The following is a 23,335-nucleotide window of genomic DNA, read 5'->3' on the forward strand; positions in this document are numbered from 1 at the left end:
CCGAGTCCTGTTGCCGAGGTAGTTGTGCTGGCCGCGCGCGGTGGGAATGATCAGGTTCATCAAAATCAAATCGTCACGCGCGATCGATCGACCCTTACTCATATACATAGCAGCAGAAGTGAAGGAGCGCTGTCTCGCCGCAACAACATATCTCGCATGTCGTTTTGTCGCAGGTAATACACCCACCCGTTGTGTCCGCGGGTTGCAAGACGCGCTCGGCGCGCGCCCGCAGGTGTGGCCGCGACGCAGCCTGCCGAACGGCGTATGTAGCCGCCCGATGGATCCGTCCTCTCACCGCCGAGCCGGCCGGCGACCCGCTGAATGGGTCGGCTTCGCGCGCAGCTTCCTCGTCTGCGCCACCCTCATGGGCTTGGCGCTGATCGGCTTCGTGGCCGCGGTCGATCCCTACGGGCTGCGGGCCGCGCCCGGGCATCCGCCGGGGCCGATCATGGACGCCAATCAGCGGCTCTCCTATCCGCAGATCGCCCGCGGGGGGCCGTTCGACGCGGCGGTCTTCGGCACCTCGACGGCGCGGCTGCTCGACCCGCAGGCCCTCGACGCGGCCTTCGGCCTCCGGTTCGCCAATCTGGCGGTGAATGCCGCGACGCCCGACGAGCAGGGCCGGCTCGCCGCGCTGTTCCTGGCCCGCCGGCCGGTCCGCGCGGTCCTGTTCGGCCTCGACGCCCCGTGGTGCGCCGCCGCGCCGCCGGCCCGGACCGCCCATGCCTTTCCCGACTGGCTCTACGCGGACCGCGCGCCCGGCGATGTCCTGCGTCAGGTCAGCCTGCGCTCGGTCACGACGGCCGTCCGGGCCGGGCTCGCCGATCTCGGGCTGGCCCGGGCGCGGATCCGCGGCGACGGCTACGCGGTCTTCACCCCCCCGGAGGCGCGCTACGACCTCGCGCGCGCCCAGGCCCATATCCGCGCCGGCCGCGTGGACTCGGCGGCGGCGGACGCCCCCGAGCTGCCGATGCCGGCCCTCGACCGCCTGGACGATCTCCTCGGTCGCGTGCCCGCCGAGGCCCTGAAGATCGTGGCCTTCATGCCGGTCCACGCGGGGGCGCAGGGCTCACCGGGATCGGCGGCGGGCCTTCGCGAGGAAGCCTGCAAGGCGCGCGCCGCGGCCATCGGGAAGCGCCGGGGCGCGGTCGTGGTGGATTTTCGCCGGATCTCGCCGCTGACGACCCGGGACGCGAATTACTGGGACGCGCTGCATTACCGCCTGCCCGTGGCGGCGCGCGTCGTCTCGGATCTCGCGCGCGCCGTCGCCACCGGCCGCGACGATCCGGACGGAATCTACCGGGTGCTCGCGCACCCGTGACGCCCGGTCAGGCGGCGGCGCGCTCGGCGCTCGCCCAGCCCGCGCGGGTCTCGGCGCAGTAATCCGCGTAGCGGCCGTCCCGGATCGCCGCGCGCGCGCCGGCCATCAGATCCTGGTAGTAGGCGAGGTTGTTCCAGGTCAGCAGCATCATCCCGAGGATCTCGTTCGAGCGCACGAGGTGATGCAGGTAGGCGCGGGAATAGTCCCGCGCGGCCGGACAGGTCGAGGCCTCGTCGAGCGGCGCGGTGTCCTCCGCGTGGCGGGCGTTGCGCAGGTTGACCCGTCCGTGGCGCGTGTAGGCGAGGCCGTGCCGGCCGGCGCGGGTCGGCATCACGCAGTCGAACATGTCGATGCCGCGGGCGACCGCGCCGAGGATGTCGTCCGGCGTGCCGACGCCCATCAGGTAGCGGGGCTTGGCGGCGGGCAGGTGCGGCTCGACCGTCTCGATCATGGCGAACATGACCGCCTGGGGCTCGCCCACGGCGAGGCCGCCCACCGCGTAGCCCTTGAGATCGAGATCCGTCAGCGCGCGGGCGCTCTCGACGCGCAGGGCCGGCACGTCGCCGCCCTGGACGATGCCGAACAGGGCCCGTCCGGGCTGCTCGCCGAACGCGACGCGGCAGCGCTCGGCCCAGCGCAGCGACAGGTGCATGGCCTTCTCGATGGCCGCGTGGTCCGCCGGCAGGCGGACGCACTCGTCGAGCTGCATCTGGATGTCGGAGCCGAGCAGCCCCTGGATCTCGATGGAGCGCTCCGGGCTCATGTGATGCGCGGTGCCGTCGATGTGCGAGCGGAAGGTCACGCCCTGCTCGTCGATCTTCCGCAGGGCGGAGAGCGACATCACCTGGAAGCCGCCGGAATCCGTCAGGATCGGCCGGTCCCAGTTCATGAAGCGGTGCAGGCCGCCGAGCCGGGCCATGCGCTCCGGGCCGGGCCGCAGCATCAGGTGGTAGGTGTTGCCCAGAACCACGTCGGCGCCGAGATCGCGGACCTGGCCGGGATACATGGCCTTGACGGTCGCGGCCGTGCCCACCGGCATGAAGGCCGGGGTCCGGATCTCGCCGCGCGGGGTCGCGATCACGCCGGTGCGGGCGGTGCCGTCCCGGGCCAGCAGGTCGAAGCGGAAGGGAGCGCTGTCGGTCATGGGGTGTCCGCGCCCGGGCCCGGGAAGAGCAGGCTGGCGTCGCCGTAGGAGTAGAACCGGTACCCGGCGGCAATCGCGTGCGCGTAGGCCGCCCGCATCGTCGCGAGGCCGGAGAACGCTGAGACCAGCATGAACAGCGTCGAGCGCGGCAGGTGGAAGTTGGTCACGAGGGCGTCGACGGCGCGGAACCGGTAGCCCGGCGTGATGAAGATCTCGGTGGGCCCCGAGAAGGGCGCGAGCGTCCCGTCCGGGCGGGCCGCGCTCTCCAGCAGCCGCAGCGCCGTGGTCCCGACCGCGACGATCCGGCCGCCCGCGGCCCGCGCGGCGTTCAGGGCCTCGGCCGTGGCGGCGTCGAGGATGCCGATCTCCGCGTGCATGCGGTGGGCCTCGGTGTCCTCGGCCTTGACCGGCAGGAAGGTCCCGGCGCCGACATGCAGCGTGACGTGGTGGCGCCGCAGACCGGCGGCGTCGAGATCGGCCAGCAGCGCGTCGGAGAAGTGAAGGCCGGCCGTGGGAGCCGCGACCGCCCCCGGATTGCGGGCGTAGACCGTCTGGTAATCGGTGGCGTCGCGGTCATCCGTGGCGCGCTTGCCCGCGATGTAGGGGGGCAGCGGCAGGGCACCCTCCGCGGCGATGGCCGCGTCGAGGTCGGGCCCGGCCCGGTCGAAGGCGAGGACGATCTCCCCGGCCTCGGCCTTCTCGAGAACGGTCGCCGCCAGATCGCCGAAGCGCAGCGCGTCGCCCGCCGCGAGGCGCTTCGCCGGACGCGCGAAGGCGCGCCAGCGGTCGGGAGCCTCGCGCAGGTGGAGCATCACCTCGGTGCGCTGGCCGGGGGCGCCGGGCCGTGTGCGCACGCCGTTCAGCCGGGCCGGGATCACCCGCGTGTCGTTGAAGACCAGCGCGTCGCCGGCCCGGAGGGCATCGGGCAGGTCGCGCACGGTCCGGTCGGCCAGCGGCGCGCCGGGGCGGACCACGAGCATCCGCCCGGCGTCGCGCGGCTCGGCCGGGCGCAGGGCGATGCTGGTCTCCGGCAGCTCGAAATCGAAGAGGTCCACGCGCATCGCCGGCTGCCTGCACCGAACGGCACGCGGTTTCAACCGCGGAACCGCCGGGGAGCGCGTCCGTTTCCAGCGTCACCGAGACGCGAGGCCCCCGATCCATGCCCTGGTACGCCGTTCGCCCCCGTGACGCCGCCGATCCCCGCTGGCCGCTCCCCGGCACGTCCGAGATCGTGCTGAAGGCCGAGGATCCCGACACCGCCCGCGCGAAGTTCGAATCGGCCTACCCGAGCCAGCCCTTCGGCAGCCCCGGGATCCCGGTGCCGAATACCGGCGCCGGCAGCTTCCGCGGCGATCCGGACGCCCTGGTCGTGGCCGAGACGGGCGAGCCGCCGGCGCCGCGGGGGAGCGACGCGTGACGCCCCGCGGTCGCCCCCGGCGGGTCACCCTCGACGGGCAACTCCTCGGGTACTGGGAGCGCGAGGCCGCCCGGCTGGAGACCCTCGCCGCCGGAGCGCGCTTCGCCTGGCAGCGCCGTCGCTACCTGCGGAAGGCGGAGGCCGCGCGCGCCAAGGCGGAGCCGAGCCGGCGGCGCGAGGCCGCCCGCGACAACGGCGGCGCGTCGGAGACTTAGCCGCGGCTAACACGTTTTCGGCGGCGTCGAACCTTTGCCGTGGCCTTGGCCGCGGCCTGTGCCGTATGGGCGCGGCGTCACCCCAACGGCGCGAACCATGGACCGCACCCAGAAAGCCGCCCTCTTCAGCGCGGGCATCGGCCTCGCCGTCACGGCGATGAAGTTCTACGCGGCGTGGCTCACCGGCAGCCTCGCCCTGTACTCCGACGCGCTGGAGAGCATCATCAACGTGGTCGCCGCGGTCGGCGCCTTCGTGGCCCTGCGGGTCGCCGCGCGCCCGGCGGACGAGGACCATCCCTACGGTCACCACAAGGCCGAGTTCTTCTCGGCGGTGATCGAGGGCGCGCTGATCGTGGTGGCGGCGCTGCTGATCCTGCGCGAGTCCTATTTCGGGCTGCTCGCTCCGAAGCCCCTCGACGCGCCCGCGGTCGGCCTCGCGATCAACTTCGCGGCCGGTGTCGTCAACGCGCTCTGGGCGGCGGCGCTGATGCGCTGGGGCCGGCGGTGGCGGTCGCCGGCCCTGATCGCCGACGCGCGCCACGTCTTCGCCGACGTGGTCACGTCCTGCGGCGTCCTGGCCGGCGTCGGCGCCGTGGTGGTGACGGGCTACCCGGTCCTCGACCCCGTGGTGGCCGGGCTGGTCGCCATGAACATCCTGTGGTCCGGCTTCCGCATGGTCCGGGAATCGGTGGACGGCCTCATGGACAGGGCCGCCCCGGCCGAGATGGTGAGCCAGATCCGGTCGCTCATCTCCCAGCACGGCGAGGGCGCGCTGGAGGCGCACGACGTGCGCACGCGCTCCGCCGGTCAGGCGACCTTCATCGACTTCCACCTCGTCGTCCCCGGGGCGATGACCGTCGAGGACTCGCACGCGATCTGCGACCGGCTGGAATCTGCCCTGGAGACGACGATCCCCGGGGCGGTGGTGACCATCCACGTCGAGCCCGGCGAGGAGGCCAAGGCGCGGGGATTGCCGGTGCTGTAGGCCGCCGATCAGCTCCAGGCGTGGAGCGGCGGGTTCACGCCGTTGAGGGCGTGGTTGCCGACGATCGCGTATTTCCAGCGGACCGGGTCATGCAGGGTGTGCGTGCGCGCGTTCCGCCAGTGACGGTCGAGATTCTCGGCGGCCAGAGTCGAGCGGGTCCCAGACAGCTCGAACAGCTTGTTCGACGCCGCCAGGGCAACCTCGGTGGTCAGCACCTTCGCCTCGGCGACCGCGATCTGCGCCGCCGCGACCGTCTCGGCGTCCGGCCGCGCGACGGCCGCGTCGAGGGCGAGGCCGGCCCGGTCGAGCAGCGCCTCGGCGGCGTGCTGCCGGATGGTCAGGTCGCCGACCGCCTGGATCGTGTAGGGATCGTCGGACGCCCGCTCCAGCCCACTGTCGATCCAGGGGCGGGCCTTCTCGCGGACGAAGCCGATGGTGTCGTCGAGGGCCTCGCGGCCGATCCCGGCATCGACCGCGGCCTGGATGATCTGGAACACGGCACCGTCGGCGGTCGGCGCCGCGTAGCCCTTCCAGGCCGGCACCAGATGGGTCTTGGGCACGCGCACGTCGTCGATCAGCACGGTCCCGCTCGCCGTGCCGCGCTGGCCGAAGCTCGACCAGTCGTCGATCACCGTGAGTCCGGGCGCGTCCCGCTCGGCGATGGCGTACCAGGCGCGTCCCTCGGCATCGAGGGCGACGATCGGCACCAGATGCGCGAGGAGGGCGCCGGTGGCGTAGAACTTCCGGCCGCTCACCACGACGTGGTCGCCGTGATCGGTGAAGCGCGTGTCGAAATCGGCCGCCCGCTTGGTGCCGCGCTCCGAGAAGGCGTTGCCGAACCGCGTTCCGCGCAGGACCTCGCCGAACAGCAGCTGCTTCTGCGCCTCGTCCGACACCGTCCGGATCGCCGCCAGGATGCCGAGATGGTTCTGGGCGATCTGCGCGATGGCGGGATCGGCGGCCGCCACGATGGCGATGACCTGCGCGAGGGTCCGGTAGGAGAGTTCCGGGCCGCCATAGGCGCGCGGCACGTTGATCGACCAGAGGCCGCTCTGCGAGAAGGCGTCGAGCTCCTTCAGCGGCCGCACGGCCTGGCGGTCCCGCTCCGACGCGCCGGCCCGGAACGCGGCCGCGAGCCCGTGAGCCACGGCCAGCGCCTCGGCGTCGTCACGGATCACGTGGGCGGGTGAGGGCGGCCGCGCGGGGCCGGGAGCGCCCGGGTGGTGTTCCGGCTCGAGCGTGCGCGCATCGACGGCGATGTTCATGGCTCACTCCGATCTGTCGGGATACGGTTCGGCGGGCGGCGCTCAGGCCGCCTCGGCGCGCCGGTCGCGGGCGGCCTCGAGGGCGCGGACCCGCGGGATCACGTGCGCGCCGAAATACGCGACGTCCTCCTGGAAATGCAGGAAGGCCAGCAGGGCGAGGTCCGCTCCGGCATCCTTCAGCGCCAGGATCCGCTCGGCGATCTGGTCGGGCGTGCCGATCAGGTTGGTCTTGAAGCCGTCGTTGTACTGAACGAGATCCTCGAAGCTCGACTTCGCCCAGTTGCCTTCCCCTTCCGGCGAGGCCTTGCCGGCGTTCTTCACCTCGTGACCGAAGGCCTTCACGGCGTCCGGGTCGGCGCTGTCGATGATGTCCTGAAGGACGGCGCGGGCCTCCTCCTCGGTGTCGCGGGCAATGACGAAGGCGTTGACGCCGATCCGGGGATGATTGCGGGTCTCGGCCGACTTGGCGCGGATATCGTCCACCTGGGCGCGGATCGTCTCCGGCGTACCGCCATTGGTGAAGTACCAGTCCGACACGCGGGTCGCCATGTCGCGCGCGGCGCGCGACGAGCCGCCCTGGAAGATCTCGGGCAGCGGCTGGGCCGGCTTCGGCTTCAGCGTGTAGTCGCTGTAGCGGTAGAAGTCGCCGCGGAAGGTGAAATTGTCCTGCGTCCAGATCCCGCGCAGGCTTCGGATGAACTCCTCCGACCGGCGGTAGCGCTCGTCGTGGTCGAGCCAGGGCTCGCCGATCGCCCGGAACTCGCCCGAGAACCAGCCCGAGACGATGTTCACCGCGATGCGGCCTTCGGTGAGCTGCGAGATCGTGGCGATCTGCTTGGCGGCGAGGGTGGGATGCCACGGGCCGGGCAGGAGCGCGGCGATCACCTTGAGCTTGGTAGTCGCGGCCAGCAGTGCGTGGCTGAAGGCGACAGATTCGTGCTGGTACTCGGCGCCGTAGCCCGCGGTGAACCGGATCTGCGTCAGCCCATAATCGAACCCCGCCTCCTCGGCGATCTGCGCCAGCTTCCGATTGTACTCGGCGTCCCAGCTCGTGCGCTGGGGGATCTTGCTGATGACAAGCCCCCCGGAGACATTGGGCACCCAGTAGGCGAAGCGGATCGGCTCGCGCGCCGCCGCGTCGGCGAGATGGCTGGTCATCCGGCGTTACCTCAGTTGCACGGCGGTCCGGCGCCGTGTCGTCTTCGGATGATCGCCGCGAACTGAATACACTATGCAGAACGCGGCCGATCGCTCAAGAACACTGAAAGTATTCCGGGGCGACGGCCGTCGGTCAAAGGAACGGGTTACCGTTTTTCAGCCGATCTCGGCGAGACTTTTCTTCGCCGAGATCCTGCGCGCGCGGCTTTATCCTAGGCGGCGCGGGCCGCGGGCGAATCGTGCAGGCGGCGCCACGCGAAGACCGAGAACACGCCGATCAGGCAGGCGGCGAGGCCGAACCACGTGAATGCGTACTGCAGGTGGTTGTTCGGCAGGTCGACCCGGAGCTGGCCGCCGCGCGGCCACGTCGTCTGCCCGGGAACGGCGTCGGCCTCGATCAAGTAGGGCTCGACCGTTCCGAGACCGCGCGCCGCCGCGATGCCGGCGATGTCCCGGTTGAACCACTCCCCGCGGGCGGGATCCGGTTCCGGCACGAACATTCCTCGCGCCTCGCTCGCGCGGAGAATGCCGGTGACCGTCGTCGACCCGTCGGTCAGGCCGTCCCGGCGATCGCTCTGCGCCTTCAGCTCCGTGGGAACGAAGCCCCGGTTGATGATCACCATGCTCCCGTCGTCCCGGCGGAATGGCGTGAGCACGTAGTAGCCCTGCAGGGCGCGGCCCGGCGTCTCGCCGGGCGCCAATCCGTGCACGAGCGTTTCCCGGTCGTTGAGGAACTGACCGCTGACCCGGACGTGCCGGAATTCGTCGCGCGCCGGATCCCAGGCCGCTGCGGCCGGAGGTGCCACCGGCTCCGCGCGGCTCTGACGCACGATCCGGGCGATCAGGTCTTCCTTCCAGGCCCTTCGCTCGAGCTGCCAGGTCCCCAGCCCCAGCAGGATGGCCAGGGCAACCAGCGAGGCGAGTCCCGGCGCGACCAGGTCGCGCCAGCCAGCCCGGTGCGGTCCGCTCGCGGTCACGGCTCGAAGCGCCCTTGCTCCGCCCGGTTGCTGAACTGCAGGGCGATGAGCAGGCCCTTGAGGGGCCGCACCAGAATCAGGCTGAGACCGACCGAGAGGGTCAGGGCCACCAGGGCGTGGACCCAGATCGGCGGCTCGTAGGTGATCTCCAGCCAGAGGGCGAGACCGACCACGATCAGGCCGACGATCGACATGACGAAGAAGGCCGGCCCGTCCGCGGAGTCGAAATGCGCGTAGTCGAGCCCGCACGCCTCGCAGGAGGGGCGCAGGCTCAGGAACCCTTTGAACAGGTGACCCTCGCCGCAGCGCGGGCACCGGCCGCGCAGGCCGGTCGGGATCGGTGGCGGCGGCGAGTAGGTTCGGTTGTTCACGGGCACACTCCAGACCTGTTCCGTGCGGGGCCCCATCGACCCGCGCGCGGGCCGTCCTCGTCGATACGGCGTTCGCGCGGCGTCGGAAACGCAGAAGGGCGGCCTGAGCCGCCCTTCGCAGATCCGCCCTGCGGCGACGGGATGGTTCCGCTCAGTGAGCGCCGCCGCCGTGGAAGACCCCCGAACCCCACACGTAGATGGCGGCGAACAGGAACAGCCACACGACATCGACGAAGTGCCAGTACCAAGCGGCGAACTCGAAGCCGAGGTGCTGACGCGGGGTGAACTGGCCCGCGTAGACGCGGAACAGGCACACCGCCAGGAAGATCGTGCCGATGATGACGTGGGCGCCGTGGAAGCCCGTCGCCATGAAGAAGGTCGACGAGTAGATGCTGCCCGAGAAGCCGAACTCGGCGTGGCTGTACTCGTAGGCCTGGCAGGCGGTGAACAGCACGCCGAGGATGATCGTCAGCCACAGGCCGTACTTCAGGCCCTTGCGGTCGCCCTCGATCAGCGCGTGGTGCGCCCAGGTGACGGTGGTGCCCGAGGTCAGCAGGATCAGCGTGTTCAGGAGCGGCAGATGCCAGGGGTCGAACGCCTCGATGCCCTTCGGCGGCCAGACACCGCCGGTGAACTCCACGCGCGAGACCTGGATCGGGTCGGCGGTGTAGAGGGCGGCCTCGAAGTAGGCCCAGAACCACGCGACGAAGAACATCACCTCGGAGGCGATGAACATCATCATGCCGTAGCGGTGGTGAAGCTGGACGACGCGGGTATGGTCCCCGGAATTGGCCTCGTGCGCGACGTCCTTCCACCACGAGTACATGGTGTAGAGAACGCCGATCGTGCCGGCCCCGAAGATGTAGGGACCGGGGGCCAGGGTGCCGATCGTGAGGCTCTTCATCCAGAACACGGCGCCGAACGCCATGAGGAAGCCCGAGAAGGCCCCGATCAACGGCCACGGGCTCGGATTCAGGATGTGGTAGTCGTGATTCTTGGCGTGCGCCTCGGCCATCGTCCCGTCGCTCCTCACCCTCGCGCCCTGCGCCGTTCCCGGCCTTACGCTGTTCGTTGCTTGCCCCAGGCCGGGCGCGGCACGCACCACGCCCAAGCTTGCTGGCAGCTTTAGTCGCTGCGGCCCCGTGTTGTCACGGGTCCGCGATCAGAAATCGCCCTTCGTTCCCGAGGAAGACGATTTCGCCACCGTCGCCTTCACGGGTTCACCGTTCTTGGAGGCGAAGTAGGTGTAGGACAGCGTCATCTCCGAGAGATGCGCGGTGTTCGAGTCGTCCCGAACGGCCGGATCGACGTAGAACACCACCGGCACGTCCAGCGTCTCGCCCGGCTGGAGCGTCTGCTCGTTGAAGCAGAAGCACGCGATCTTGACGAAGTAGCCGCCCATCAGACCCGGCTGGACGTTGAAGGTCGCCACGCCCGCGGAGGGCGCGCTGCCGGTGTTCTGCACGCGGAAGAAGACCGTCTTGGTCTCGCCGAGCTTCGCCTCGACGCTGCGCACTTCCGGGATGAACTTCCAGGGCAGCCCCGGAGCGACGTTCGTGTCGAAATGGACGACCATGCTGTCATCGGTCCGCGCCGCGGAGGCCGAGAGCGCCGGTCCCTGCCGGGGCGTGCCGTCGTAGCCGGTCGCCTTGCAGAAGGCGTCGTAGAGCGGCACCGACGCGAAGGCGAGGCCGATCATGCCCACGGCGAGACCCGCGCAGGCGAGGGCGGTGCGCGTCGCGGCCCGGTTCGATCCTGATGGCGGAATGGTCATTGGGGGCGCCTCAGAGCGGCCGGGTCAGGATCTGAGGGCCGAGCTTGACGATCGTCAGCACGAAGAACAGCAGGACCCAGGCCCCCAGCGCCAGCGCGATCGCGATCGAGCGCTTGCGGCGCCGCGCCTCCTGCTCGGGCGTGAGCGGCGGGTACTGGATCTCGGGATCCGCCATGGCGCTCAACCCAGGACCGGGCGGAACAGGCCGAAGCTCTGCTCGGCCAGCAGCGCCGAGAACAGCGCGAACAGGTAGAGGATCGAGAAGCCGAACATGCCCATGGCAGCGCGCCGCTCGGCATCGCCCTCGGGGTTCCGCAGCACGCGGATGCTGAAGGCCACCATGCCCAGGCCGCCGAGGAGGCCGACCACCGCGTAGACGAGGCCACCGAAGCCCAGGGCCACCGGAACGAGGCCGAGGGGGGCGAGGAGCAGCGAGTACCACACGATCTGGCGGCGGGTGGAGGCCGGGCCGGCGACGTTCGGCATCATCGGGATGCCGGCGCGGGCGTACTCGTCGGCCTTGATCAGGGCGAGCGCCCAGAAGTGCGGCGGCGTCCAGATGAAGATGATGGCGAACAGGATCAGCGACTCGATCCCGATCGACCCGGTCACCACCGCCTGGCCGATGACCGGCGGCAGGGCGCCGGCGGCGCCGCCGATGACGATGTTCTGCGCGGTCGCCCGCTTCAGCCACATCGAGTAGACCACCGCGTAGAACACGATGGTGAAGGCGAGGAGCGCGGCGGCCAGGAGATTGGCGGCGAGCCCGAGCACGACCACCGAGGCGACCGAGAGGAACAGCCCGAAGCCCAGCGCCTCCTCGGAGGTGATCCGGCCCGACGGGATCGGCCGGGTGGCGGTCCGGCTCATGACCGCGTCGATGTCCGCGTCCCACCACATGTTGAGGCAGCCGGAGGCTCCGGCGCCGACCGCGATGGCGAGGAGCGAGATCGCCCCAATGGCCGGCTGCACGTGGCCCTGCGAGACCACCATCCCGACCAGCGCCGTGAAGATCACGAGGACCATCACCCGCGGCTTCAGCAGGGCGAAGTAGTCCGGAACGTCGCCGCCGGCGGTCGTGAGGGCGGGGGCCGGAACGTCCGGGCCGATCGTGTTCGTCAGGCTCGTCATCGCGTCTGCCGCTGCTGTACCGGCGCCCGGCCGCGCGCGTCACGGCCGAGTCGTGTCTCGAATTCGACGTGCTCCAAGGATCGGCGTGAGCGGGGCCCAGGAAGTCTCCCTCGGCCCGTGCGGATCGCCCTCATCGCTCGCCCTTGCCGGGAGGTCGGCCGACCGGCCTCCGGGGAAGGGCGAGGGCCGCGGACGCGGCCCTCGCGGGGTGTCTATCAGTGCGCGCCTGGCTCGTCGACGATGCGGGGCAGCGTCTCGAACTGGTGGAACGGGGGCGGGGAGGAGAGCGTCCACTCGAGGGTGGTGGCGCCTTCGCCCCACGGGTTGTCCGCGGCCCGCTCCTTCGAGCGGAAGGCCAGGACGACGCCGATCACGAACACGAACATGCCGAGACCGAAGATGTGGCCGCCGTAGGTCGACACCTTGTGCCACTGGGCGAACGCGTCCGGGTAGTCGGCGTAGCGGCGCGGCATGCCGGCCAGCCCGAGGAAGTGCATCGGGAAGAACAGGACGTTCGCGCCGATGAAGGCCAGCCAGAAGTGCAGCTTGCCGGCCCATTCGGGGATGATGTGGCCGGTCATCTTCGGGAACCAGTAGTAGACACCGGCGAAGATGATGAACACGGCGCCGAGGGACAGCACGTAGTGGAAGTGCGCGACCACGTAGTAGGTGTCGTGCAGGTACTTATCGACCGCCGAGTTGGCGAGCACGACGCCGGTGACGCCGCCGACGGTGAAGAGGAAGATGAAGCCCACCGCCCAGTGCATCGCGGCGGTGAAGCGGATGGAGCCGCCCCACATGGTGGCGATCCACGAGAAGATCTTCACGCCGGTCGGGACCGCGATCACCATCGTGGCGAACACGAAGTAGGATTGCGTCTGCAGCGACAGGCCGACCGTGTACATGTGGTGCGCCCACACGACGAAGCCGACGACGCCGATCGCCACCATGGCGTAGGCCATCGCGAGGTAGCCGAATACCGGCTTGCGCGAGAAGGTGGCGATGATGTGCGACACGATGCCGAAGGCCGGCAGGATCATGATGTACACTTCGGGGTGACCGAAGAACCAGAACAGGTGCTGGTACAGGATCGGGTCACCGCCGCCGGCCGGGTCGAAGAAGGTCGTGCCGAAGTTGCGGTCGGTCAGCAGCATCGTGATGGCGCCCGCGAGCACCGGCAGCGAGAGCAGCAGCAGGAACGCGGTCACCAGCTCGGCCCAGGCGAAGAGCGGCATCTTGTGCAGCGTCATGCCGGGGGCGCGCATGTTCAGGATGGTGGTGATGAAGTTGATGGCGCCGAGGATCGAGCCCGCGCCCGAGAGGTGCAGGGCGAAGATCGCGAAGTCGACGGCCGGGCCGGGATGGCCGGCGGTCGAGAGCGGCGGGTAGACGGTCCAGCCGGTGCCGGCGCCGGACGCGCCGGGCGCGCCCTCGACGAACAGCGAGCAGAGCAGGGAGCAGAAGCCCGCCACCGTCAGCCAGAACGAGATGTTGTTCATGCGCGGGAACGCCATGTCCGGCGCGCCGATCATGAGGGGCACGAACCAGTTGCCGAAGCCGCCGATCAGCGCCGGCATCACCATGAAGAACACCATGATGAGCCCGTGGCCCGTGACGAACACGTTGTAGGTCGCGGGGTTCGAGAAATACTGCAGGCCGGGCGCCTCCATCTCCATCCGGATGCCGAAGGAGAGGAACGCGCCGATCATGCCGGCGCAGAAGGCGAACAGCAGGTAGAGGGTGCCGATGTCCTTGTGGTTCGTCGACAGGAACCAGCGGGCGAAGAACGACGGCTTGTGGTCGTGGACCTCATGGGCCCCGGCATGGGCTGCGGCTGTAGCCATGGATTCGAATGCCTTGTGGATCTGATGGGGTCTGTTCGATCAGCCGGGGCTCAGCGGGCCTCGGCGAAGCTCGTGCCGTTGTCGATGCGGGCGTACTTGGTCTTCGCCTCCTTCAGCCAGTCGGCGTAGGCCTGCTCGCTGACCACGCGGACCACGATGGGCATGTAGGCGTGGCGCTGGCCGCACAGCTCGGAGCACTGGCCGTGGAAGGTGCCCTCCTTGTCGGCCTTGAACCACATCTGGTTCAGGCGGCCGGGGACGGCGTCGATCTTGAAGCCGAAGGCCGGCATCGCCCAGGAATGCAGCACGTCGGCGGCGGTGACCTGGATCTTCACGATCTTGTTGACCGGAACGACCATCTCGTTGTCGGTCTGGAGCAGGCGCGGCTGCTTGTCCTCGTCGATGTTGGCATCGAACGTGAAGCCGCCGCCGGCCTCGGTCTGCGGGTACTCGTATGACCAGTACCAGGCGTGGCCGACGACCTTGACGATCATGTCGGCCTTCGGGTCCGAGAGCTGCGTGCGCAGCAGGCGGAACGACGGGATCGCCACGGCTACCAGGATCAGCACCGGCACGATCGTCCAGGCGACCTCGATGGCGGTGTTGTGCGTGGTGCGCGACGGGGTCGGGTTCCGCTTCTCGCCGAAGCGGTAGACGCACCACAGGATGAGCCCGAGGACGAACACCGAGATGACGAGGGACAGCCAGTGCAGGCCGATCTCGAAGTTCAGGATGTCGCGCGCGTTCTCGGTGACCGGGATCTGCCGATCCATCTCCCACGGCACGGGCTGACCAAAGCCCGCGGCCTGCGCGCCGGATATCGGGAAGAGCAGGGCGCCGAGAGCGGCGAGGCTCCAGAGTGACCGGTTGATCGTCCGCACCGTCCGCATCTGCCTCTCGTGGCTCCCCTGAAACTGTCTGGCTGCCGCCGGACCTCCCCGTCTTGAACGCGTGCGGGATTGTACCGACGTGACGGAGTACCGGTTGTGTCACCCGGCATTATCCGACCGGCGCTTCAGACCACAAGGGCCGGCCACGTGCAACCGCACAAGCGTCGCATCGCGCGCTTTCCCGCCAGTTGACGGCGCCTCGTGGCGTCGGCGCACTAGGGGTCGGCGAAATCGTTCCCCGTCGCATCGCGCCGGGGATGAAGCGTCGCGACGCGTTCGTGCCACGCCTGCGGAGTTCGAGATGTCCACCCAAACCGGCAGCCCCACCTCCGGTCCTCTGCCCTGCGCGGTGCCGGCGCCAATGCAGGTGATGACCTATACGGGCTCGGCGCCGAGGCCGGACACGCGGGCGCTGGCCGTCGAGGCGCCGGTCAACCTCGTCTACGGCAGCGTGCCGCACGCCGTCATGATGGCGACGCCTGCCGACCTCGAGGATTTCGCCTACGGCTTCAGCCTGACGGAGGGCATCGTCGACAGCGCGGAGGAGATCCGCGCGACCCGCGTGGAGACGGCGCCGGACGGCCTGCGCCTCCACGTCGATCTCGCGCCGGGACGGCTCCGCGAGCACCTGGCGCGCAAGCGCGCGATCAGCGGCCGCACCGGCTGCGGGGTCTGCGGCATCGAGGACCTGGCGCAACTGCCACGGGCCGGGGAGCGTGCGGACTCCGAAGTCCGGTTCGGGCTGCCCGCCATCGCCCGCGCCCTGTCGAATCTCGACAGCGCCCAGCGCCTCGGCGCGGAGACGCGCGCGGTCCACGCCGCGGCCTGGGCGCGCCTCGACGGCGGCCTCGCGGCGGTGCGCGAGGATGTCGGCCGCCACAACGCTCTGGACAAGCTGATCGGCACCCTGATGCGGACCGGGACGCCCGCGGACTCGGGCTTCCTGGTCATCACCAGCCGCTGCTCGTTCGAGATGGTCGAGAAGGCCGCGCGGCTCGGCGCGGCCGTGATCGTCGCCATCTCGGCGCCGACGTCGCTGGCCCTCGACAGGGCCCGGTCCTACGGCATGACGCTCTGCGCCATCGCGCGGGCCGACACGGTGACGGTGTTCACTGGAGCCGAGCGGCTGACGGACGGCGCGTGACGCGCCGGTCCCGTCCGCCGAATTTACTCGGCCTGGCCCGGGACAATGGTCGCGCCGCCGATCACCCGGACCGGCTTCTTGTCGGTGGGCGGATCCTTCCAATCCTTTGCGGCCGGCTTGGCCGTCTCGGCCACGGCGGCGTCGGCCGGCTTCGACGGGGCGGCGGGTCGCGCAGCAGGAACCGGGGCGGGGGCCTTCTCGATCGCCGCCGCCTTGATCTCGGGCGCGGGACCGGCGTTCGGATCCGCCTTGGCCGTATCGGCCGGCGGGAGCTTGGGGGCCGGTGCCTCCGGGGACGTGCGGGGCGGCGGCTTCAGCTCCGGTGTCCGGGCGAGCGCCCCGCGCGCGACCCGCTTGGGCGGAGCGTTGGGCGGAGCGGTCCGGCCGACGCTGTCGGGATTCACGCCTTCGGGATTGGCCTCGGGCCGCAGGGCTTCGGTGCCCGGCCGGCGCTGGGGCCGCGCCACCGGACCGTCCTCGGACGGGACGGGCCGCATCGCGCGGCGGGGCACGACCTCGTCCTCGGTCCAGCCGAAGCCCGGTGCGGGTCGCTCCAGCCGAGCGACGGTCTCGGGCGCACCGATCGGCCGGCGGCCCACGATCGCGCCCGTCATGGGATCGACGAACAGCCGGACGGGTGCGCCGGCGGGACCGACGGCGTCGACCACGTAGACCCGCCCGTCGAAGCGCGGGCGGCTCAGGCCGCTGAACCCGCGATCTGCGAGGCGCCAGGCGACGACGCGAGGCGGAAGGACCTCTTCCTCGAAGGCGAATTGCGCGCGGGCGGCCCCGGAAGCACCCAGGAGAGCGAGCGCCGACAGGCACGCGGCGCGAAGCGTCCGGCTCATGGGGCGTGGGAAGCGCGCAGCGGCTCTGCTCGTCATCGTCACTCTTGTGCGTTCTGGGTTTGGAGACCCGGCAGAGTGTCCGGTTCGTGCCCGGTTCCGGCATGGTCCGGGCCGGTAGACCCGGACCTCGACCATGCCGGCGAGGTCGTTGCCCCGCATGCCGCTTGTGCTCGGCAAGACCCGTAGAACCCGCGATTCGGGCGAGATTGCGGAGGCGCGGAGCGGGTCCCGGCCCGTCATCCAGAGCGGCGACACCGTCGCGGCCCGCAGTCTCTTGCTGAAAACATTTCAATCTGGCAGTTTCGCGACTTAGGACAGCACAACTGTCCCATCGGCCGTGCATCCCGGCCGTCGCCGTCTCGCGCGCGGGCGAGAAGTTTCGGCAGACGGACACGGGCGCGCCAGCGCACCGCTCTCCGAGCGGTCCGGGTCCTCGATGAACGCAGGCAGACGGACGTGTCCTCCCGGACCGGCCGGATGGCCTGCGGCAAGAGGCCGGGCGCGTGGCGCCGACGGCTTGCGGGCATGAAACATGCTCGCGGGTTCTTGGCTGCGGACGGGTTCGAGGGAAGGACGAGACGAAGCATGTCACAACGCAGACCCGCCGAAGAGTTTGCTGCGTCCACGGCCCAGGCTGCCGCCCCCCGCGGCGGCGCGATGCCGCTCATCGTGCGCGACCCCGCCCTTCCGAAAGCCCAGGGTTCCTACGATCCGGCCCGCGAGCGCGACGCCTGCGGCGTCGGCTTCATCGCCGACATGCACGACCGCCGGACCCACGCGATCGTCGAGCAGGGCCTGAAGATCCTGGAGAACCTCGATCATCGCGGCGCGGTGGGCGCCGATCCCAAGATGGGCGACGGCTGCGGCATCCTCACGCAGATCCCGCACGGCTTCTTCGCCGAGGAGTGCTCGCGCCTCGGCTTCGAGCTGCCGCCGGCGGGCTCGTACGCCATCGGACAGTTCTTCATGCCGAAGGCGGAGGAGCCGCGGGCGATCATCCAGGAGATCGTCGAATCGTCCCTGGCCGCCGAGGGCCTGCCGCTCCTCGGCTGGCGCGACGTGCCGGTGGATCCGGAGGATCTCGGCGACGCGGTGAAGGCGACCGAGCCGCACCACCGTCAGGTCTTCATCGGCCGGCCCGCCTCGGTCACCGACCAGGACGCGTTCGAGCGCCGGGTCTACGTCGCCCGCAAGGTGATCTCCAACAAGGTCTACGGCCTCGACGACCCGCGGGTGAAGGAGTTCTACCCGGTCTCCGTGTCGACCCGGACCATCGTCTACAAGGGCATGGTGCTGGTCACGCAGCTCGGCGGCTACTTCCTCGACCTGAAGGACGACCGGTTCGTCTCGGCGATCGCCCTCGTCCACCAGCGCTTCGCCACCAACACCTTCCCGACCTGGCGGCTCTCGCACCCCTACCGGATGGTCGCGCATAACGGCGAGATCAACACGCTGCGCGGCAACGTCAACTGGATGGCGGCCCGCCAGGCGAGCGTCGATTCCGACCTGTTCGGCAACGACATCTCGAAGCTGTGGCCGATCTCCTACGAGGGCCAGTCCGACACCGCCTGCTTCGACAACGCCCTCGAGTTCCTCGTGCAGGGCGGCTACCCGCTCGCCCACGCGATGATGATGCTCATCCCGGAGGCCTGGGCCGGCAACCCGCTGATGAGCGAGGAGCGGCGCGCCTTCTACGAGTACCACGCCGCCCTGATGGAGCCGTGGGACGGTCCCGCCGCCGTGGCCTTCACCGACGGCCGCCAGATCGGCGCGACCCTCGACCGCAACGGCCTGCGCCCGGCGCGCTACATCGTCACCGACGACGGCCTCGTGGTGCTCGCTTCCGAGATGGGCACCCTGCCGATCCCGGACGAGAAGATCGTGCAGTCCTGGCGCCTGCAGCCGGGCCGCATGCTGCTGATCGACCTGCAGAAGGGCCGCATCGTCTCCGACGAGGAGATCAAGGGCGAGCTCGCCGCCGCGCACCCCTACGCCGACTGGGTCAAGAACACCCAGATCGTCCTGGAGGACCTGCGCCCGGTGCAGCCGCGCGAGGCCCGCGGCGACGTCAGCCTGCTCGATCGCCAGCAGGCCTTCGGCTACACGCAGGAGGACCTCAAGCTGCTGATGCAGCCCATGGCCGTCACCGGCCAGGAGGCGGTCGGCTCCATGGGCACGGACACGCCGCTCTCGGCTCTCTCCGAGAAGTCGAAGCTGCTCTACACCTACTTCAAGCAGAACTTCGCGCAGGTCACGAACCCGCCGATCGACCCGATCCGCGAGGAGGCCGTGATGAGCCTCGTCTCGTTCATCGGGCCGCGGCCGAACCTGCTCGACATGGAGGGTGCGTCCCGGCGCAAGCGCCTGGAGGTCCGCCAGCCGATCCTCACCAACGCCGATCTGGAGAAGATCCGCTCGATCGGCCATTTCGAGGACCGGTTCGACACCAAGACTCTCGACATGACCTACCCGGCCGAGACCGGCGCGGCGGCCATGGACGGGGCGCTCGACCGCCTCTGCGACCGCGCCGAGGCGGCGGTGCGCGGCGGCTACAACATCATCGTGCTCACCGACCGGGCGGTCGGGCCGGACCGGATCCCGATCCCGGCGCTGCTCGCCACGGCCTCCGTGCACAATTACCTGATCCGCAAGGGCCTGCGGACCTCGGTCGGCCTCGTGGTCGAGTCGGGCGAGCCGCGCGAGGTGCATCACTTCGCGTGCCTCGCCGGCTACGGCGCCGAGGCGGTGAACCCGTACCTCGCCTTCGAGACGCTGCTCGACATGAAGGACGAGTTCCCGCCGGACCTCACCGACGACGAGATCATCTACCGCTACATCAAGGCGATCGATAAGGGTCTGCTGAAGGTGATGTCCAAGATGGGCATCTCCACCTACCAGTCCTATTGCGGCGCGCAGATCTTCGACGCGGTCGGCCTGAACTCGACCTTCGTGGGCCGCGACTTCTTCGGCACGGCGACGACCATCGAGGGCGTCGGCATGGCGGAGATCGCCGAGGAGACCGCGCGCCGGCACCGCGACGCCTTCGGCGACGCGCCGGTCTACCGGAACGCCCTGGATGTCGGTGGCGAGTACGCCTACCGCCTGCGCGGCGAGACCCACACCTGGACGCCCGACACGGTGGCGACGCTGCAGCACGCGGTGCGCCTCAACGTGCCGGAGCGCTACCGCGAATACGCCGAGCTGGTGAACCGCCAGGAGCACCAGCTGAAGACGCTCCGCGGCCTGTTCCGCATCAAGTCCGCCGCCGAGCTCGGCCGCGCGCCGGTCCCGCTGGACTCGGTCGAGCCGGCCTCCGAGATCGTCAAGCGCTTCGCCACGGGCGCCATGTCGTACGGCTCCATCTCCAAGGAGGCGCACGAGACGCTCGCCATCGCGCTGAACTCGTTCGGCGGGCGGTCGAACTCGGGTGAGGGCGGCGAGGAGGTCGAGCGGTTCAAGCCGCTGCCGGACGGCCGCTCGCGCCGGTCCGCGATCAAGCAGGTCGCCTCCGGCCGCTTCGGCGTCACGACGGAGTACCTCGTCAATTCCGACATGATGCAGATCAAGGTCGCGCAGGGCGCCAAGCCCGGCGAGGGCGGCCAGCTGCCCGGCCACAAGGTCGACGCCAAGATCGCCAAGGTCCGCTACGCCACCCCGGGCGTGGGCCTGATCTCGCCGCCGCCCCACCACGACATCTACTCGATCGAGGATCTGGCCCAGCTGATCTTCGACCTGAAGAACGTGAACCCGTCGGCGGATGTGTCGGTGAAGCTCGTCTCCGAGGTCGGTGTCGGCACGGTCGCGGCCGGCGTCGCCAAGGCGCGGGCCGACCACATCACGATCTCGGGCTTCGACGGCGGCACCGGCGCGGCGCCGCTGACCTCGCTCAAGCACGCGGGCGGACCCTGGGAGACCGGGCTGGCCGAGACCCAGCAGACGCTGGTGCTGAACGGCCTGCGCGGCCGCGTCGCCCTCCAGGCCGACGGCGGCATCCGGACCGGGCGCGACGTGATGATCGCGGCGCTGCTCGGCGCCGACCAGATGGGCTTCTCGACGGCCCCGCTGATCGCCGCCGGCTGCATCATGATGCGCAAGTGCCACCTGAACACCTGCCCGGTGGGGGTCGCCACCCAGGATCCGGTGCTGCGCAAGCGCTTCAAGGGCACGCCCGAGCACGTGGTGAACTACTTCTTCTTCGTGGCCGAGGAGGTGCGGGAGATCCTCGCCTCGCTCGGCTTCACGAAGCTGGAGGAGGCGGTCGGCCGCTCCGACGTGCTCGACAAGGTCGAGGCTATCGCCCACTGGAAGGCGCGCGGGCTCGACTTCACCAAGCTGTTCCACCGGCCGAAGGTGGCCGAGGGCACGGCGATCCGCCACGTGGAGGTGCAGCACCACCCGATCGACACGGTGCTCGACCGGCGCCTCATCGAGAAGGCGCAGCACGCGATCGAGACCGGGGAGCCGGTGGTCATCACCGACACCATCCGGAACTCGGACCGGGCGGCGGGCGCGATGCTCTCCGGCATGGTCGCCAAGGCGCACGGCCACGAGGGCCTGCCCGACGACACGATCGTGGTGAAGCTCGCTGGCACGGCGGGCCAGAGCTTCGGCGCCTGGGTGGCGGCCGGCGTGACCGTCGAGCTGACCGGCCACGGCAACGACTACGTCGGCAAGGGCCTGTCGGGCGGCAAGCTGATCATCCGGCCGAGCGACGCGCTGAAGTCGCCGCAGGACCGGACGATCATGGTCGGCAACACCGTGCTGTACGGGGCGATCGCGGGCGAGTGCTACATCCGCGGCTCCGCGGGCGAGCGCTTCGCGGTCAGGAACTCCGGCGCGATCACGGTGGTCGAGGGCATGGGCGACCACGGCTGCGAGTACATGACCGGCGGCGTGGTCGTGTCGATCGGCGAGACCGGGCGCAACTTCGCGGCCGGCATGTCGGGCGGCATCGCCTACGTGCTCGACGAGGACGGCTCGTTCTCGGCGCGCTGCAACCTGTCGATGGTCGACCTGGAGCCGGTCGAGGAGGAGGACGACCTGATGCGTCGCTTCCACCAGGACGGCGACCTAGAGACCAAGGGGCGGGTCGACATCCTGGCCGACATGTCCGGGCACGACGAGGAGCGGCTGACGCAGCTCATCACCAACCATCTCAAGTACACGGGCAGCCCCCGCGCCAAGGCGATCCTCGACGACTGGAGCGGCTACCGCACCAAGTTCGTGAAGGTGATGCCGGTGGAGTACCGCCGGGCGCTGCGCGAGATGGAGATGGCGCGGATGCCGGTGGCCGCCGAGTAGGCGGCTTCCTGAGGCCGGGCGGGCTCCCGCCCGGTCACGCACCCACACGAGACGACGACGCGGGCAGCGCAGTCAGAGACTGGCCGGCCCAGGGGCTGACCAATGGGCAAGATCACAGGCTTCCTCGAGTTCGACCGGCAGGAGCAGAAGTACCAGCTCGCCGCCGACCGGGTCCGGCACTTCCGCGAGTTCACGCTCCCGCTCGACGAGCATGACCTGACGAAACAGGCCGCGCGCTGCATGGATTGCGGCATCCCGTTCTGTCACGGGCCGACGGGCTGCCCGGTCCACAACCAGATCCCGGACTGGAACGACCTCGTCTTCCAGTCGGATTGGGAGGAGGCGTCCCGCAACCTCCACTCCACGAACAACTTCCCGGAGTTTACCGGCCGCGTCTGCCCCGCGCCCTGCGAGGAGGCGTGCACGCTGAACCTCGAGAACCAGCCGGTCGCCATCAAGACGATCGAGCAGGCGATCGCCGACCGCGCCTGGAACATGGGCTGGGTGAAGCCCGAGCCGGCGCAGACCCGCACCGGCAAGCGCGTCGCGATCGTGGGCTCCGGCCCGGCCGGTATGGCGGCGGCCCAGCAGCTCGCCCGCGTCGGGCACGACGTCCACGTGTTCGAGCGCGAGCCGAAGGCCGGTGGCCTGCTCCGCTACGGCATCCCGGACTTCAAGATGGAGAAGCGCCACATCGACCGGCGCGTGCGCCAGATGGAGGCCGAAGGCGTCGTCTTCCACTACAACCAGAACATCGGTGTGACGAAGTCGGTCGACGAGCTCAAGGCCGAGTTCGACGCCGTGATGTTCTGCGGCGGCGCCGAGGATCCGCGTAACCCGCAGCTCCCCGGCCAGGACCTCGAGGGCGTCCACTACGCGATGCCCTACCTCGTCCAGTCGAACCGGCGCGTGAGCGCCGAGCCGATGCGCGGCAACGGCGAGCAGCCGATCCTGGCCGCGGGCAAGAACGTGGTGGTCATCGGCGGCGGCGACACCGCCTCCGACTGCGTCGGCACCGCGTTCCGCCAGGGAGCCCTGTCGGTGACGCAGCTCGACATCCGCCCGCGCCCGCCGGAGCGGGAGGACAAGCTCACCGTGTGGCCCTACTGGCCGACCAAGATGCGGACCTCGTCCAGCCAGGCGGAGGGCGCGGAGCGCGAGTTCCAGGCCGCGACCCTGCGGCTCGAGGGGAACAAGAAGGGCCAGCTCACCGGCGTCGTCTGCGCCCGCGTCGATGCCAAGCGCCAGCCGATCCCCGGCACCGAGTTCGTGCTGCCGGCCGACCTCGTCTTCATGGCGATCGGCTTCGCGGGCTCGGTCCAGAAGGGTCTGCTGGAGCAGTCCGGGGTCGGCGTCGACAAGCGCGGCAATGTCGAGGCGAACGAGGACGACTACCGCACGTCGGACGCGAAGATCTGGGCCGCCGGCGACATGCGGCGCGGCCAGTCCCTGGTGGTCTGGGCGATCCGCGAGGGACGTCAGGCGGCGCGCGCCATCGACGAGATGCTGATGGGCGCCAGCGTCCTGCCGCGCTGACGGCGCGCTGAGAG

20 protein-coding genes are annotated in these 23,335 nt (G+C 70.3%); 7 read left to right on the top strand and 13 right to left on the bottom strand.

Features of this window, described 5'->3' with window-relative positions; translation table 11 throughout:
* The first annotated feature begins 277 nt into the window (after positions 1-277).
* The gene (locus ACLBYE_RS03430; RefSeq protein ID WP_447693049.1) at positions 278-1,321 is read left to right on the top strand and encodes a hypothetical protein; all 1,044 of its coding nucleotides are present in this window, start codon (positions 278-280) and stop codon (positions 1,319-1,321) included.
* Between the two features lie 7 nt (positions 1,322-1,328).
* Here ACLBYE_RS03430 and tgt read toward each other — a convergent pair whose 3' ends face one another.
* On the bottom strand, positions 1,329-2,465 hold the full coding sequence (gene tgt, locus ACLBYE_RS03435; RefSeq protein WP_447693050.1) for a tRNA guanosine(34) transglycosylase Tgt: 1,137 nt from the start codon (positions 2,463-2,465) through the stop codon (positions 1,329-1,331).
* Positions 2,462-3,526, bottom strand: a complete 1,065-nt coding sequence (gene queA, locus ACLBYE_RS03440; RefSeq protein ID WP_091924288.1) for a tRNA preQ1(34) S-adenosylmethionine ribosyltransferase-isomerase QueA — start codon at positions 3,524-3,526, stop codon at positions 2,462-2,464. Before queA ends, tgt begins: the two co-directional genes overlap by 4 nt.
* A gap of 98 nt (positions 3,527-3,624) precedes the next feature.
* Between queA and ACLBYE_RS03445 the strand changes: the two genes are divergently transcribed.
* The 3 genes from ACLBYE_RS03445 to ACLBYE_RS03455 all read left to right on the top strand — a co-directional run bounded on the left by ACLBYE_RS03445 (position 3,625) and on the right by ACLBYE_RS03455 (position 5,082).
* A complete protein-coding gene (locus tag ACLBYE_RS03445) occupies positions 3,625-3,882 on the top strand; it encodes a hypothetical protein (RefSeq protein ID WP_020091400.1) in 258 nt (85 codons plus the stop codon).
* Positions 3,879-4,097: a hypothetical protein gene (locus ACLBYE_RS03450; protein ID WP_091924294.1), complete on the top strand. Its 219-nt coding sequence runs from the start codon at positions 3,879-3,881 to the stop codon at positions 4,095-4,097. Before ACLBYE_RS03445 ends, ACLBYE_RS03450 begins: the two co-directional genes overlap by 4 nt.
* A gap of 97 nt (positions 4,098-4,194) precedes the next feature.
* Positions 4,195-5,082 carry a cation diffusion facilitator family transporter gene (locus ACLBYE_RS03455; RefSeq protein ID WP_447693051.1) on the top strand — a complete coding sequence of 296 codons (888 nt, stop codon included), beginning with the start codon at positions 4,195-4,197 and terminating at the stop codon, positions 5,080-5,082.
* Positions 5,083-5,090: 8 nt separating this feature from the next.
* Here the strand turns inward: ACLBYE_RS03455 and ACLBYE_RS03460 are convergent, their stop codons facing one another.
* The 10 genes from ACLBYE_RS03460 to coxB form a co-directional block, all read right to left on the bottom strand.
* Positions 5,091-6,347, bottom strand: a complete 1,257-nt coding sequence (locus tag ACLBYE_RS03460; RefSeq protein ID WP_447693052.1) for an SfnB family sulfur acquisition oxidoreductase — start codon at positions 6,345-6,347, stop codon at positions 5,091-5,093.
* Positions 6,348-6,389: 42 nt separating this feature from the next.
* Positions 6,390-7,505: a dimethylsulfone monooxygenase SfnG gene (gene sfnG, locus ACLBYE_RS03465; RefSeq protein ID WP_447693053.1), complete on the bottom strand. Its 1,116-nt coding sequence runs from the start codon at positions 7,503-7,505 to the stop codon at positions 6,390-6,392.
* Between the two features lie 212 nt (positions 7,506-7,717).
* Positions 7,718-8,482, bottom strand: a complete 765-nt coding sequence (locus tag ACLBYE_RS03470) for an SURF1 family protein (RefSeq protein ID WP_447693054.1) — start codon at positions 8,480-8,482, stop codon at positions 7,718-7,720.
* The gene (locus ACLBYE_RS03475) at positions 8,479-8,889 is read right to left on the bottom strand and encodes a DUF983 domain-containing protein (protein ID WP_447693055.1); all 411 of its coding nucleotides are present in this window, start codon (positions 8,887-8,889) and stop codon (positions 8,479-8,481) included. The genes ACLBYE_RS03470 and ACLBYE_RS03475 overlap by 4 nt, the downstream gene beginning before the upstream one ends.
* Positions 8,890-9,004: 115 nt before the next feature.
* Positions 9,005-9,868, bottom strand: a complete 864-nt coding sequence (locus ACLBYE_RS03480) for a cytochrome c oxidase subunit 3 (RefSeq protein WP_427507563.1) — start codon at positions 9,866-9,868, stop codon at positions 9,005-9,007.
* Between the two features lie 147 nt (positions 9,869-10,015).
* Positions 10,016-10,627, bottom strand: a complete 612-nt coding sequence (locus ACLBYE_RS03485) for a cytochrome c oxidase assembly protein (RefSeq protein WP_427507564.1) — start codon at positions 10,625-10,627, stop codon at positions 10,016-10,018.
* Positions 10,628-10,637: 10 nt separating this feature from the next.
* The gene (locus ACLBYE_RS03490) at positions 10,638-10,802 is read right to left on the bottom strand and encodes a hypothetical protein (RefSeq protein WP_056522038.1); all 165 of its coding nucleotides are present in this window, start codon (positions 10,800-10,802) and stop codon (positions 10,638-10,640) included.
* A 5-nt stretch (positions 10,803-10,807) separates the two neighbouring features.
* A complete protein-coding gene (locus ACLBYE_RS03495) occupies positions 10,808-11,758 on the bottom strand; it encodes a heme o synthase (protein ID WP_447693056.1) in 951 nt (316 codons plus the stop codon).
* Positions 11,759-11,973: 215 nt separating this feature from the next.
* Positions 11,974-13,602 (bottom strand): cytochrome c oxidase subunit I, encoded by a 1,629-nt coding sequence (ctaD, locus tag ACLBYE_RS03500; protein ID WP_043348481.1) that lies wholly within the window; start codon positions 13,600-13,602, stop codon positions 11,974-11,976.
* 50 nt (positions 13,603-13,652) lie between these two features.
* Positions 13,653-14,492, bottom strand: a complete 840-nt coding sequence (coxB, locus tag ACLBYE_RS03505) for a cytochrome c oxidase subunit II (RefSeq protein ID WP_447693057.1) — start codon at positions 14,490-14,492, stop codon at positions 13,653-13,655.
* Positions 14,493-14,793: 301 nt separating this feature from the next.
* On the opposite strand from coxB, the gene fdhD reads away from it, so the two are divergent.
* Positions 14,794-15,636 (top strand): formate dehydrogenase accessory sulfurtransferase FdhD, encoded by an 843-nt coding sequence (gene fdhD, locus ACLBYE_RS03510; protein ID WP_447693058.1) that lies wholly within the window; start codon positions 14,794-14,796, stop codon positions 15,634-15,636.
* Between the two features lie 23 nt (positions 15,637-15,659).
* Here the strand turns inward: fdhD and ACLBYE_RS03515 are convergent, their stop codons facing one another.
* A complete protein-coding gene (locus ACLBYE_RS03515; RefSeq protein ID WP_447693059.1) occupies positions 15,660-16,520 on the bottom strand; it encodes a hypothetical protein in 861 nt (286 codons plus the stop codon).
* Positions 16,521-17,069: 549 nt separating this feature from the next.
* Here ACLBYE_RS03515 and gltB point away from each other — a divergent pair.
* Both gltB and ACLBYE_RS03525 read left to right on the top strand, forming a co-directional pair.
* The gene (gene gltB, locus ACLBYE_RS03520) at positions 17,070-21,785 is read left to right on the top strand and encodes a glutamate synthase large subunit (RefSeq protein WP_447693060.1); all 4,716 of its coding nucleotides are present in this window, start codon (positions 17,070-17,072) and stop codon (positions 21,783-21,785) included.
* Between the two features lie 102 nt (positions 21,786-21,887).
* Positions 21,888-23,321: a glutamate synthase subunit beta gene (locus ACLBYE_RS03525; RefSeq protein ID WP_447693061.1), complete on the top strand. Its 1,434-nt coding sequence runs from the start codon at positions 21,888-21,890 to the stop codon at positions 23,319-23,321.
* Positions 23,322-23,335 lie beyond the last annotated feature (14 nt).

The organism is Methylobacterium sp. A52T, assembly GCF_053346095.1.

Coding starts and splice junctions, on each gene's coding strand:
- ACLBYE_RS03460 (WP_447693052.1), bottom strand. CDS start 6,347: ATGAACATCGCCGTCGATGCGCGCACGCTCGAGCCGGAACACCACCCG.
- ACLBYE_RS03525 (WP_447693061.1), top strand. CDS start 21,888: ATGGGCAAGATCACAGGCTTCCTCGAGTTCGACCGGCAGGAGCAGAAG.
- queA (WP_091924288.1), bottom strand. CDS start 3,526: ATGCGCGTGGACCTCTTCGATTTCGAGCTGCCGGAGACCAGCATCGCC.
- ACLBYE_RS03445 (WP_020091400.1), top strand. CDS start 3,625: ATGCCCTGGTACGCCGTTCGCCCCCGTGACGCCGCCGATCCCCGCTGG.
- ACLBYE_RS03485 (WP_427507564.1), bottom strand. CDS start 10,627: ATGACCATTCCGCCATCAGGATCGAACCGGGCCGCGACGCGCACCGCC.
- ACLBYE_RS03515 (WP_447693059.1), bottom strand. CDS start 16,520: ATGACGAGCAGAGCCGCTGCGCGCTTCCCACGCCCCATGAGCCGGACG.
- ACLBYE_RS03475 (WP_447693055.1), bottom strand. CDS start 8,889: ATGGGGCCCCGCACGGAACAGGTCTGGAGTGTGCCCGTGAACAACCGA.
- fdhD (WP_447693058.1), top strand. CDS start 14,794: ATGTCCACCCAAACCGGCAGCCCCACCTCCGGTCCTCTGCCCTGCGCG.
- sfnG (WP_447693053.1), bottom strand. CDS start 7,505: ATGACCAGCCATCTCGCCGACGCGGCGGCGCGCGAGCCGATCCGCTTC.
- ACLBYE_RS03495 (WP_447693056.1), bottom strand. CDS start 11,758: ATGACGAGCCTGACGAACACGATCGGCCCGGACGTTCCGGCCCCCGCC.
- ACLBYE_RS03480 (WP_427507563.1), bottom strand. CDS start 9,868: ATGGCCGAGGCGCACGCCAAGAATCACGACTACCACATCCTGAATCCG.
- ACLBYE_RS03490 (WP_056522038.1), bottom strand. CDS start 10,802: ATGGCGGATCCCGAGATCCAGTACCCGCCGCTCACGCCCGAGCAGGAG.
- gltB (WP_447693060.1), top strand. CDS start 17,070: ATGTCACAACGCAGACCCGCCGAAGAGTTTGCTGCGTCCACGGCCCAG.
- tgt (WP_447693050.1), bottom strand. CDS start 2,465: ATGACCGACAGCGCTCCCTTCCGCTTCGACCTGCTGGCCCGGGACGGC.
- ACLBYE_RS03455 (WP_447693051.1), top strand. CDS start 4,195: ATGGACCGCACCCAGAAAGCCGCCCTCTTCAGCGCGGGCATCGGCCTC.
- coxB (WP_447693057.1), bottom strand. CDS start 14,492: ATGCGGACGGTGCGGACGATCAACCGGTCACTCTGGAGCCTCGCCGCT.
- ctaD (WP_043348481.1), bottom strand. CDS start 13,602: ATGGCTACAGCCGCAGCCCATGCCGGGGCCCATGAGGTCCACGACCAC.
- ACLBYE_RS03430 (WP_447693049.1), top strand. CDS start 278: ATGGATCCGTCCTCTCACCGCCGAGCCGGCCGGCGACCCGCTGAATGG.